Source organism: uncultured Faecalicoccus sp. (genome assembly GCF_944325745.1).
Classification (GTDB): Bacteria; Bacillota_I; Bacilli_A; order Erysipelotrichales; family Erysipelotrichaceae; genus Faecalicoccus.
Window position 1 is genome coordinate 1 of the sequence record NZ_CALVBG010000006.1, and the last position, 12657, is coordinate 12657.

Below are 12657 nucleotides of genomic sequence, written 5' to 3' on the forward strand. Positions count from 1 at the left end.
TTTGTCCATTGTTCAGGCCGTATCCAGCCTCCAGGTCACCCGCCGAATCTTTCGAAAAACCTGGTCCTCGTCAACTGTACTAGACAGTCCTGGCGCTATGTTCTTTCTTTTTTCTCCATGAATGGGTCCATTATACAGAAAACAAAGAACTTTTACAAATTTCTGACCAAGGTTTCCATGTGACGCTGATCGGTTCCGCAACATCCGCCCCATATATGAATATTTGCGACTTCTCTTAATCGAAGCATCTGCTGTGCAAATACATCCGGATCCGAACTTTTTAGATCTGCAGAGTGATCCAATTGTGCGAAAGAGAGTGGAGATGTATTGGCCTGGATTCCCAAAAATCTTTCTTTTACCCGTTTCGTCTGATTGAAAGAATGGGATAATGCCTGATAGAGAATGGTGGGATGAACACAATTTGCCATATATAAAACAGGGGAATTCACGGTTTTAGAATCGATTTCTTGGATGGCCTCATGGATCGTTGTTCCATCGATCAGTTTTCCATCCCTTTGAATCGTAAAACTAAGGATAGTAGGAAGTCCGGAAATATCGGCAGCACGAGCCAGACCCAATGCTTCTGGTAAAGTTGGCATAATGGCCGCATATAAAAAATCAACTTCTGCCTTCTTGAAATTCTCGATTGTCCAGGCATGAAAAGAAAACGCCTCTTCTTCCGTAAGAGCACCCTCGCCCGTATAAGCATCTCCTCGACATCCCATCAAGGCACCTACTGCCATCTCTACTTGACTTTCCTGTTGAATAGAACGCAAAAAATCCACATTTTTCTGAAACAAATCTTCATCAAATACGGACCTTCCAATGCGTTCGCGGTTGGCCCTCCTCGTCGGTGTCGTCGCTATAAAAGGCAAAGAATATTTTTCTGCGATCGTCCTATATTGTTCCCATAAAGTCTTGAGAGCTTTTCTGGCTTGCGGATCATAGACCAGGCCTGCCAAATCGATTTGTTCATCCAAACAGATTCCATATTCTCTTTGAAGCCGCTGCGACAAGGCCCCTTCCATCAAGATCGTCGGGTGTTCTTTGATCAATTTTCTAAAATCCATGATTCACCTCATTTGCTTCTATTATACATAGAAAAAGAGGAAGCCCTACGCTTCCTCGACCAATCCTAACAATTCCAATAAACGATTGAGATCATTGACATCTTCATAATGGATCGATACCGAATGATTGGTAATATTGACAGAGGTCTGAAAAAATTCTTCCAGGCGATCTTTCGCATCCCGAACATAGGGATCCTGTTCCTCTTTGACCTCTTCTTTTTTTGCCGTCTTGTCCTTGACAATCTGTTCTACTTTACGAACCGATAACCCCTGCTCGATCGCCTGTTTGGCGACCTTTCGCATATCGCTTTCGTCCTTCAGCCCTAACAAAGCACGCACATGACCCATGGTCAGTTTCTTTTGGACGACCAGATCCTGCACATCTTCCGGCAGCTTCAAAAGACGAAGCGTATTCGTGATATGTTCACGGGATTTCCCAACACGGTTCGCCAATTGCTCCTGGGTATATTCCAAGCGATGCATCAGCTGTTCATAAGCCTTGGCTTCTTCAATGACGTTCAGATCCTCACGCTGGATATTCTCCAACAAAGCGATCTCCATCATTTCCTGATCGCTCATCTCGACGACAATGGCCGGGATCTCTTCCAAGCCTGCCAGCTTGCTGGCGCGAAGGCGTCGTTCGCCGGCAATCAAGTCATAACCTTGAATGCTTTTTTTCACTAAGATCGGTGTAAACACACCATGTTGTCGGATGCTTTGGCTGAGCTCCTGTAAAGCCTGATCATCAAAGATCTTACGCGGCTGATACGGGTTGGGACGAATGTCCGCCACCTTGATCTTTGCCTGCTCTTGCGATTCGGTATGAACCTCTCCGCTTTGGATCTCATCCAACATCTTCGTTACATCTTGGCCAAACAGTTGGTTCAAACCTTTGCCCAGACGTTTATTCTCCATGGGACTCACCCTCTTTCATTGCGTTTGATCAATTCTTTAGTCAGATCTCCGTAAGCTTTCGCTCCAGAGCTGGAAACATCGTATTCAAAGATCGACATTCCCCTCGATGGTGCTTCCGATAATTTGATATTTCGAGGAATACTGGTCTGGTAGACTTGTTTCCCAAAGTTTTGACGTACATCTTGTGAAACTTCCACACTGAGCTTGGTGCGGATATCAAACATGGTCATCAGGATCCCTTCGATTCTCAGATCCGGATTATAAAGCTGCTGTACCAGGCGGATCGTCAATAATAACTGGGTCACCCCTTCCAGAGCATAGTATTCACACTGCACCGGGATCAACACACTGTCTGCTGCCGTCAAAGCATTCGTGTTCAAGATCCCTAAACTGGGCGGGCAGTCGATGATGATATAGTCGTATTGATCACGAACCGGAGCCAGAGCTTGTTTAAGAACTTGTTCCTTTCCGTTTCCGATCTTATCCAGTTCCAGATCGGCCCCCGCCAGCATAATATTGGCCGGCACGATATCGATCGGCGGTTCTTTTTTGTGAACGATCACATGTTCGATCGGTTCTTTCTCCAACAAAGCGTTATGGATGCTGAGCTGTCCGCGATGGGATAAAGCTGCCAATCCCTGGGTGGCATTGCCTTGCGCATCCAGATCCACCAACAATACTTTTTTACCCATATACGCCAGTCCGCTGCTTAAATTGATTGCGGTCGTCGTTTTTCCGACACCGCCTTTTTGATTGGATATGGCAATAACTTTTGACATATTAACCCCCTAAAGGCTTCTTTTTGATCTGTCCATACGGACGAGGATATTTTTTCGAAGTCTTTTTTTCTTTCGTAAAATACAAATTGATATGCGCCGCTTCTTCGATCTGTACCGTTTCTTGACAATCAAAACGAACCTGCAAGATCTTTAAAGCTTCTTGGGCTTCCTGGAGCTCTTCCAAGCCGCTTCTTCCTTTCAGAAAGATCATCTTCCCTTGGACCTTACAAAGCGGAGCACACAGCTCCAACAAGATTGGTAAACGCGCAACCGCTCGCGCACTGATACAGTCAAAGAGCTCGCGATGTTCTTTGGCCACATCTTCAGCCCGGGCATTGATGACCCGGATCTTTTCCAACTGTAAGCTTTCGATCACATGCTCCAAAAAGCGGCACCGCTTCTGCAGCGGTTCGATCATCGTACAATCCCACTGAGGAAACACGATCTTCAGCGGCAGACAAGGAAAGCCGGCCCCGCTGCCGACATCACAAAAAGAAGTGATGGAACAATCTTTGAACGGCAGGATCGAATCCAAAAAGTGTTTCGACCAGATCTCCTCCGGCTTGGTGATCGCCGTAAGATTCATCTTCTCGTTCCATTCCAAAAGCAGATCCATATACTTCTGGAACTGTTCTAACTGATATTCGCTGACAGGGATCCCATTTTCTTCACAAGCCAGCTGAAATGTTTTCGCGTCTATTACTTTTTCCATGCGAAGACATTATATCAAAGATCGTTTTTGTTTCCTAGAGACACTCTATCGCAAGTATTGCCATCATTCGTGTCAGTTTTTCTCATCCAAACAAAAAACCACCTTAATCGGTGGTCTTCATCAGTTCGTGAATCAAAGAAACAACTCTTTGCGTATTGTGTGTATCGGCATAAGCCATATATTTTTGACGGAAGGCATCCAATCTTGGATCCTTTTCCAAATTTTGGAGCGCCTGGACCAGATCCGATTCCTGCGTACAGATCGCTCCCGGAAACTCATTTCGATAGTCGATATTCAAACCGATCGAATCTTCATATTCTTCCAGATCATCGATATAAGCAATCATCGGTTTCTCCAGCAGCGAATAATCCAGGATCACCGATGAATAATCGCTGATCAAGACATCGCTGAGGGTCATCAGTGTATACAGATCTTCTTTTTGACAATCGACGGCCCGCGGATGATCGATCGATACCGGCGGTAAAAGCGGATGAAATTTATAGAGGATCACATAGTCATCCCCTAAGGCATCCAAGACCTTTGGAATATCAAAACTGGCCACTTGGAAGCCTTTGATGATATTGCCCCGAAATGTCGGTGCATATAAGATGCTTTTCTTGTGGCGGCAGATCGGATTCTTCCGCAGGAATTCTTCTTTCTGTTTTTCCTGCTTTTGGAAATCCATCAACTCATCGATCCGCGGCATTCCCGTCACATGAACTTGCCCGCAAGAAACTTCAAAGGCTTCGGCATAAATTGCTTGCCAGTATTTCGAACTACAAAGGATCGCATCGTAGCCTTTGATCTCGTAGGAGCGTTCGATCTGGTTCCCGAATTTTTTGATGGCCCCGCAGGCATGCCATACTTGTAAGACTTTCGTGCCTCTGGGTTTATAGTGGGAGACAACATAATTATTGTCATTTAAGATCACCAGCTGACTCTTTTTGATCTCAATCAGCTGCCGACAAAGATCCAGAAAGTAGAGAAAATCGCCCCAGAGCGTCTTTTTGATCTGCATCAGATCATAATGGATCTGAAACTTCGCTTCTTTTTTTAATGCCTGATCGATCAAAGCCAGATCTCCGCTCAAATGATCCATGGTCATACTGATAAACGTGATGCGGTTGGGCTGCGGTTTCATCCATCCGGTCAAAACATTCAAGATCCCTAAAACGATCTTTAAGATCCATTGTTCCAGTTTCATGCCTGTTCTCCTGCCAACAGATCCAGAACGCGTTTTGAGGCATGTCCGTCATCCAGATTGTTGAAGCGTTTTGAAAAGTCATCCAGTTTGCTTCGATCATAGACGCCTGCCTGGATATCTTGACAAAGCTTTTCTTCACTGCGATAGATCTTCCCCGGAAGATCTTTGGTGATATCGAGATAGAAACCTCTTAGATCACTGGCATAATTTTCCAGATCATACATATAGAAATACATCGGCCGTTTTAAGATCGCATAATCAAAGAACACACTGGAATAATCTGTGATCAAGATATCGCTGATCACATACAATTCATTGATCTCGGCCGCTGCCGGGATCGAATATAAAAATCCCTTTAAAGACGGATCATCCTGATATTTATTGATGATCAAATAATGCGGTTTGAACAAGACGATAAAGTCTTCGCCCAAGATCTTTTTCCATAAGCGGAAATCCGCTTTCAATTCAAACGTGTAGCCGGCACTGACATACGAATTATCCCGCCATGTCGGTGCATAAAGAATGATCTTTTTATCCATCGGCAGCTGCAGACGGTTTTTGATGGAAAGAATCTGTTCCTGGGTCGCATTGACGATAAAGTCATTGCGCGGATAACCCGTTTCCACCAGCCTTTGCGGATCGATCCCAAAGGCATGCGGAAAGACTTCTGTACAAAAAGCATTGGGAGAGATCATATAGTTATAGCGGGCCACATCGACATCATAGCTGTGACACATTTGTTCATAGCTCACCGCCGAACGATAAAATGTCGTATCCTCGGCTACATCGATATCGTGTGCCAGCCGTTTCAAAGGCGTCCCATGCCAAGTCTGTAAATAAACTTGTTCCGGTTTCTTACAGATATAAAGCGGAAGCTTGCAGTTGACGACCCAAAATTTCGCTTTCGACAAATGATAAAAATAAGAAAAGCTGAAATACTCTTTGATCTCGGCTCCCGGAATTTGCAGACCTTTCTTTTTATGGTGCTTGATAAACCAGATAAAACGATAGCCTTGCCATCTTGGATCTTGGATCATCGCCTCATAAATAGCGCGTGGATTATCCGAATATCCCCGTCCATGAAACGAGATAAAGATCACCTGTTTATCATCGACCGAAACGAACCGATACAACATTTTATAAAGAAGACGAATCAGCTTCCCGGCCCATTTTTTGATCAGTCGCAAGAAGAACATAACATCCCCCTACTCTATTGAAATACTTCTTTTACAATATTTTCACTGGCATGTCCGTCGTCGAAACAACAGAACCGATCATAGAACTCTTCATAGCGTTTGGCATAGCGTTTCTGGATCTGATCAATATGTAAGATCGCATCGATCACTTCTTCACTGGTATACAGTAAAGGCCCCGGTACTTCAGTGTGCATATCGATATAGAACCCTCTTAACTGATTCTTATATTTTTCAATGTCATACGTATAAAATAAGATCGGCCGTTTTAAATTCGCGAAATCAAAGAAGACACTGGAATAATCTGTGATACAGATATCTGTGATCAAATAGATTTCCGAAATATCATCGTACGAACTCAAATTATACGCAAAGCCCTCCAGGCCCGTCGTATCGATCTTATCCGCAATATAATGATGCGTCCGCAATAAAAGAACATAGTCTTTCCCGAGCAGCGTCTTCATCTTCTGCAGATCCAAGGCCAAGGTAAACTTATATTCTCCTTTGCCATAATGTTCATCATCCCGCCAGGTCGGCGCATAAAGGATCGTCTTTTTCTCTTTAGGGATCCCCAGTTTCGCTTTGAGCGCCTGCGCTCTTTGATCCCGGTCCGGCGCATAGAGAATATCGTTTCGCGGATATCCATATTCCAACATCTTTCCTTCATAGAGAAAACAGCTGCGGAAAGTCTTCGATGAAAATGGATTGGCACTGACCAGATAATCCCATTCCTGACGTTGACGATAGAACTGTTCTTTATATTTCGGTGAGGCACTGGTCACCTCTTCCTGGTCAAAGACGAGCCGTTTTAAAGGCGTTCCATGCCACGTCTCCAAAAAGATCTGTCCTTCCCGTTTGCGATACCATAAGGGCTGACGCACATTAAAAACCAGGTATTTGCTTACGGCCAAATAATAAGCATACTGAAAAGAAAAGCGCTTAACACACTTGGCCCCATAAGGAATATCATGATTGCCGTTGATCGCCCAGACACATTCATATTTTCCTGGTGCCATCTTCTGTAAAGCTTCATAGATATATTTGGGTGAGTCGGAATAATTCTTCGCCATAAAAGTCTCAAACAACACTACATTTTCTTTGATCGGCAGTTTGAGATAACGATGATAATAAGCCAATTTATACAGCGTATTCTTATTCTTGTTCTTAAAGATCGAAGCCAGCTTGCCTTTGCCAAAACGCCAGCGGATCGCTCTTTGGACCCCTTTCAGATCGCCTTCGATCAAAGGCAGGACCAGGCGCTTTGTTGACCGGCTCAATTCATCCAATGCTTGCGGCGCACTGTCCGCAATCGTTTTTTGGATCCTCTCAAAGTAAGTCGTTCTCCATTTTTCTTCCTTTGAACGACGAATATGACGAATCATTTGTTTTGAATAATAACGAATCAGCTTGCGATCCAGGCTGTACCGCACCGGTCCGTTTGGATCCAGATAGTCTCGGGCAATCTCCACACTGCGGCAGCGTTCTTCAAACCGGTCTTCACTGTCTTCCTGATCCAGACTTGGTTCATGGATTGGATCGTTATGCTTGCGTTTCACATACCAGGCATCCGGTGCTTCTAAAAAAGTCCGGGCTTTTTCCAAGACACGAGAAAGAAAGATCTGATCGCTGAAATAGCGAAGATCTTCTTCAAAATACAAATCATTCTCCACCAGAAACTTTGTCCGATAAAGATTGCCAAGACATGTGACTTTCTGAAATCCGCTGCGCTTGATCAATGTATGATAAAGAGCTTTGATCTTTTCCGAATCAGACTGCGAAAAACGATCTAAAGCACTCTGGATCTTTTCCTGTCGGGCCTGTTCTTTTTCGAGCTGATCTTCTTCATCAATTTCTTCTTTCTGGATCTTTTCGATAAAATTCGCTTTGTTGTTCCACGTGTTGCGGACCGTTCCATAGACCAGATCCTGTTCTTGCACATTTTCCATCAATTTCGAAAATGTTGATTCCAAGACATAGTCGTCACTGTCCAGAAAATAGAGATAGTTAGTTTCACAAGCACGGATTCCCGCATTGCGGCAAGCCGCTGTACCCTTCTTTTCTTCTAATTGGACCACTTTCAAATCAAGTTCGCTAAAATCTTCAAGGATCGGCTTCACATCCACCAAAGGATGATCCAAAACCAAAAGAACTTTAAAATCAGAAAACTGTGATTCTTTTAAAGACCGCAAGGCTTCTTTTAAATAATGAGGATAATCGTGAAAAGGCAGAATAACAGTCAGATCAGTCATGATGTTTGAGCTCATCTTTCAACTGCGTCGTTGAAATTCCTTCCGTTCTAGGCAGATATACCACTTCACAATAATCCTTCAGAAAATCAAATTTTCCCTTCCAGTCATCTCCCATCACAAAGACATCCACATTGTATTTTTTGACATCTTCGATCTTTTGTTCCCAACTCGTCTCCGGGATCACTTTATCCACGTAGCGGATGGCTTCCACGATCTGCATGCGATCGGTATCCTTGATCTGGCAAACTTTACCTTTGCCTAAATTGAATTCATCGCTACTGACGGCAACGATCAAATAGTCTCCTAACGCTTTGGCTCTTTTCAACAGATTCAGATGTCCGATATGAAAGAGATCAAAGGTTCCATAAGTGATCACGGTTTTCATTTTATCCCTCCTGTCAGCCGGGCCCAAAATCCCTTCTTTTGGAGGGGGATGAGCCGCTGATCAAATTTCTTTTTCAATACTTTTTTCTTTTCCTTGGCATCCAAGGCATTCAGCTCATTGACATAAGCTTCATATTCATCACAGACTTCCTGGATCGGGCCGATCTTTTGAAGTTTTCCTCCTTCGATCCATAAACCCGTCTGGCAAAACTTGCGGACTTGCGACATGGAATGGGAAACAAAGAAGATCGTCTTGTTTTGATTGTTTCTGAGCTTCATCATATGATCCATACATTTTTTCGCAAATCCTTTATCTCCGACGGATAAAGCCTCATCGACGATAAAGATATCCGGATCCAAAGCCAGCGATATAGAAAATCCCAAACGCGATTTCATCCCGCTGGAATACTTTTTGACCGGCTGATATAAGAAGTCTCCCAGTTCCGCAAAATCGATCACACTTTGCGTGATCTGTTCGATCTCTTTTTTCTTCAGTCCCAATAAAGCGCCTTTGACTTTGATATTTTCTTCACCGGTCAGCTGCGGATTCAACCCGGTGTTGATGGCAATCAAGGCCTGTTCTCCCCGGATATCCAAAGTTCCGCCGTCGATATCGCTGATTCCTGCCAAGATCAAAGACAAGGTCGATTTCCCGGAACCGTTGGTTCCTAAGATGCCGACGACATCACCCTGTTCGATTTGAAAAGACAGATCCCGCAAAGCATAGAACTGCTTTTTCGCATGCGAACCATCTTTATTTTTTAACTGGTAGATCTTAGAGACATGATCTACTTTCACTGCGTATTCTGTCATAGGATCCCTCTCTAGATCAAATCGATAAATTTCTTCTTGAACTTAAACATCAAGGCACAGCCGATCGCAAACAAGACCAGCACCACACCCCAGAAATACAAGGTCAGAAGCGGATGATCAAAGACTGTCTGTCCATAGAAGATCGCATCGCGATATCCCTGAATGATATAGTAAACCGGATTGAGTTTCATGATGGAGTTCAAAACCGCGGCAAAAGGCACGCTTGATGAAAACGAGCACTCCCAGATCACCGGTGAAAAATACATGAACATCCGAATCAGACTGGTCACCAGTTTCTTGATATCGCGCCATAACATCGTCAGCACCGATAAAATCAAAGACACGCTTTCCGAAAACGCAAAAGCACAAAACATATAATACAAGATCCACAGCCAATTTATATTCGGTGTATAGCCGCATAAAAACAGCGTGACAAACATGATCACCAGCATACAGCCGTGATTGAACAGCTCTTTACAGACAATGGTCGCCGGCAAGACCGAGACCGGAAATTTCATCTTGGTGATCACACCGGTCTTGGAAAAGATCGCACTGCATCCTTTTTGGATACAAGGCTGAATGAACCACCAGATCGCATAACCGACCACCAGCCAGGGAAGATAGGGAACAGAGATCCCTTTGACTTCGATAGGCTGACGATCCCAGGCTACCCCAAAGATCAGCCAGTAAGTAAAAACCTGGATCGCCGGGGATGCGAAATTCCAAAAGATCCCGAATTTTGAATCTCGCATGTCCGCCAGCAATTCATATTTGGAGATCGAGTAGATCCGAAACAGATTGGACAGGTTTTCACGAATCACATACTGTATACTTTTAAACATAGATTTTCCTCGTTTCTCATTGTATTCTATAACCTAATTTAAGTAAAGGGCCTGCCTGCCGGCAGACCCTTCTTACGCATCTTGTCTCCTTTCCAATCTAAGCATAGAGCGAAAAGGTAACGAAATCATGACTCTTCTTCGTCAGACTCTTCTTTAGTTTCTTCTTCCGGATCCAACAGCTCTTCGCTATCGTCTCCATCCTCATCGATTGCGATCGAATCGGTATCCATCACACTTTCCGAATACGTGTGACGGCTTCTCAGATCCCAGCTGTTTCCCGGCATCGAGAAGAAGCGTCCGTCAATAGACAGATCGGTATAAAACTGCGCAATATTGTCATCAAACTGACTTTCATTGAACCCCATCGCATGCGATACGCGTGTCCAAAGCTCAATAAACGGCATTGCGTCATTGCCTTCCTTTAAAAACTCATAGGCAACATCGGTCATTGACTGTTTCATAAAACTTAAATCTCCTTTAAAACTCTTACATCGATTCTACGGCTTCTACACCGATACAGTCCAAAGCATTCGCCAAGACGATCTGCGTCGCTTTCACTAATGCCAAACGCTGGCTGGACAGATCCGGATCTTGCGGATCGATGACTTTGCAGGCGTTATAGAAACTGTGGAAACGACTTGCCAGATCTTGAATGTAGTGACATACTTTATGGACTTGTCTTGTGCGGGCACTTTCGATGATCACTTTATTAAATTCCTGCAGGCCCTTCATCAGTTCGATCTCTTTTTCATGATCTAAGCGATCAAAATGATCGGCAACGGTCAGATCTTGTGCCTGTTTTTGGATCGAACACATCCGGGCATGGGCATATTGGGCATAATAGACCGGGTTTTCATTGGATTTCTTTTTGGCCAGTTCCACATCAAAATCCAAATGCGAATCTAAGGCCCGCTGCACAAAGAAATAGCGGGCGGCATCGACACCGACACTTTCGACCAGCTCCGAGATCGTCGTCGCATTGCCCAGGCGTTTGGACATCTTGACTTCTTCCCCGTTGGAGACCAGACGAACCATCTGGATGATATCGACTTCCAATTTGTTTGGATCGTTGCCTAAGGCCTGCATACTGGCTTTTAAACGCGGGATATAGCCGTGATGATCAGCTCCAAAGAAATCCACCAGCAGATCAAACCCCCGCTGATATTTATCATTATGGTAGGCAATATCCGGAACAAGATAGGTATAGGACCCGTCGCTTTTTTGAAGCACGCGGTCTTTATCGTCGCCAAACTTGGTCGTGGCAAACCACAAAGCGCCTTCTTCCTGATACGTATACCCTTTTTCATCCAGGACCTTTAAAGCTTCTTCCACTTTCCCGGCATCGCGAATGGCTTGTTCGCTGGACCAGACATCGAATTCCACACGATAATCATGAAGATCGCTCTTGATCTTATCCAGTTCAAAGGCGATCCCTTCCTTGCGGAAGAATGCCAAATTTTCCGGTGTCGGTTCCAAATACTGGTGAGGATATTGTTGGGCGAGCTCAAAACCTTTTTGACGAACATCTTCTCCCAGATAGCCGTCTTGACCGATCTCGGTCTCGATCCCGTGGGCCTGACGATAGCGGGCATTCAAGGATAATGCCAGATTGGTGATCTGATTGCCGGCATCGTTGACATAGTATTCTCTTGTCACCTCATATCCGGCTTTTTTTAAGATCCGGGCGCAGCTGTCTCCCCAGGCAGCGCCGCGCGCATGTCCCAAGTGCAAAGATCCTGTCGGATTGGCACTGACATATTCCAGATCCACTTTGATCCCGTTAGAAGGTTGGATTCCAAACTTCTCTTTTTTCTCTAACACTTCTTCGATCACTTTGGTATATCGTGTGCTGGATAACGTAAAGTTGATAAAACCAGGTCCGGCGATCTCAATCGAAGAAACATCTTCCTGTTCAAAATTATCGACGATCTTTTCTGCGATTTGTCGAGGATTCTGTTTTAAGATCCTCGTCAGCTGCATCGCCGCATTCGTTGAATAATCTCCGTGCCCTTTTTGTTTCGGCGTTTCGATCACGATCTGATCCAATTCTCTTTGGATCCCAAAAGCCTTTTCAATACTTGAGACAATGGCCTGTTTTAATTCAATTTCAATGGAATGCATAGTGGGCCCCCTTTATTTCTAGACGAAAATGAAAGTGTTCGATCTGTTCTTCCATTTCCAATGTGTATCGTACTTCGATAGAACGTTCATTTATTGTATATAGACTCGTCTGGCAATGCAAGCGGATCTCTCCATATTCGGTCTGGATCGTTGCCTGGCTTTGTTTGCCTGGACGGCAGATCAGATGCACATGGACTTCATGGTGACTATCGATGATCAGTGTATCTTCATAAGCTTTCCATACATAGTGACCAAACTCCCAACAGATCCCGTGGGGCCGATAGGAGAAATGGGCATTTCCGGAAAAGATCTCTTGATCGTTTTGAAGATCCAGCAGACGAACTTGAACCATAGCGCAAGAAATATATCATAAAA

Annotated in this window: 13 protein-coding genes; all 13 read right to left on the bottom strand. The window is 44.4% G+C overall.

Translation table 11 applies throughout. The features are described from left to right. Window positions 1-152: 152 nt before the first annotated feature. The 13 genes from Q0J48_RS01400 to Q0J48_RS01460 all read right to left on the bottom strand — a co-directional run bounded on the left by Q0J48_RS01400 (window position 153) and on the right by Q0J48_RS01460 (window position 12634). The gene (locus Q0J48_RS01400) at window positions 153-1070 is read right to left on the bottom strand and encodes a homocysteine S-methyltransferase family protein (protein WP_296240923.1); all 918 of its coding nucleotides are present in this window, start codon (window positions 1068-1070) and stop codon (window positions 153-155) included. A gap of 45 nt (window positions 1071-1115) precedes the next feature. Continuing rightward, a complete protein-coding gene (locus tag Q0J48_RS01405) occupies window positions 1116-1985 on the bottom strand; it encodes a ParB/RepB/Spo0J family partition protein (RefSeq protein ID WP_296240924.1) in 870 nt (289 codons plus the stop codon). Between the two features lie 5 nt (window positions 1986-1990). Next, window positions 1991-2764 (bottom strand): AAA family ATPase, encoded by a 774-nt coding sequence (locus Q0J48_RS01410; protein ID WP_296240925.1) that lies wholly within the window; start codon window positions 2762-2764, stop codon window positions 1991-1993. Between the two features lies 1 nt (window position 2765). Beyond that, complete coding sequence (gene rsmG / locus Q0J48_RS01415; protein ID WP_296240926.1) at window positions 2766-3476, bottom strand: 16S rRNA (guanine(527)-N(7))-methyltransferase RsmG; 711 nt, start codon at window positions 3474-3476, stop codon at window positions 2766-2768. A 103-nt stretch (window positions 3477-3579) separates the two neighbouring features. Continuing rightward, on the bottom strand, window positions 3580-4680 hold the full coding sequence (locus Q0J48_RS01420) for a CDP-glycerol glycerophosphotransferase family protein (RefSeq protein ID WP_296240928.1): 1101 nt from the start codon (window positions 4678-4680) through the stop codon (window positions 3580-3582). Further along, window positions 4677-5876 (bottom strand): CDP-glycerol glycerophosphotransferase family protein, encoded by a 1200-nt coding sequence (locus tag Q0J48_RS01425; protein WP_296240929.1) that lies wholly within the window; start codon window positions 5874-5876, stop codon window positions 4677-4679. Before Q0J48_RS01425 ends, Q0J48_RS01420 begins: the two co-directional genes overlap by 4 nt. Before the next feature lie 14 nt (window positions 5877-5890). Continuing rightward, a complete protein-coding gene (locus tag Q0J48_RS01430) occupies window positions 5891-8122 on the bottom strand; it encodes a bifunctional glycosyltransferase family 2 protein/CDP-glycerol:glycerophosphate glycerophosphotransferase (protein WP_296240930.1) in 2232 nt (743 codons plus the stop codon). Next, on the bottom strand, window positions 8115-8507 hold the full coding sequence (gene tagD / locus Q0J48_RS01435; protein WP_296240931.1) for a glycerol-3-phosphate cytidylyltransferase: 393 nt from the start codon (window positions 8505-8507) through the stop codon (window positions 8115-8117). The genes Q0J48_RS01430 and tagD overlap by 8 nt, the downstream gene beginning before the upstream one ends. Beyond that, complete coding sequence (locus tag Q0J48_RS01440; protein WP_296240932.1) at window positions 8504-9319, bottom strand: ABC transporter ATP-binding protein; 816 nt, start codon at window positions 9317-9319, stop codon at window positions 8504-8506. Before Q0J48_RS01440 ends, tagD begins: the two co-directional genes overlap by 4 nt. An 11-nt stretch (window positions 9320-9330) precedes the next feature. After that, on the bottom strand, window positions 9331-10161 hold the full coding sequence (locus Q0J48_RS01445; RefSeq protein WP_296240933.1) for an ABC transporter permease: 831 nt from the start codon (window positions 10159-10161) through the stop codon (window positions 9331-9333). A 125-nt stretch (window positions 10162-10286) separates the two neighbouring features. Then, the gene (gene rpoE / locus Q0J48_RS01450; RefSeq protein WP_296240934.1) at window positions 10287-10622 is read right to left on the bottom strand and encodes a DNA-directed RNA polymerase subunit delta; all 336 of its coding nucleotides are present in this window, start codon (window positions 10620-10622) and stop codon (window positions 10287-10289) included. A gap of 25 nt (window positions 10623-10647) precedes the next feature. Beyond that, complete coding sequence (gene argS, locus Q0J48_RS01455) at window positions 10648-12282, bottom strand: arginine--tRNA ligase (protein WP_296240936.1); 1635 nt, start codon at window positions 12280-12282, stop codon at window positions 10648-10650. After that, window positions 12269-12634: a DUF1934 family protein gene (locus Q0J48_RS01460; protein WP_296240941.1), complete on the bottom strand. Its 366-nt coding sequence runs from the start codon at window positions 12632-12634 to the stop codon at window positions 12269-12271. Before Q0J48_RS01460 ends, argS begins: the two co-directional genes overlap by 14 nt. Window positions 12635-12657: the final 23 nt, after the last annotated feature.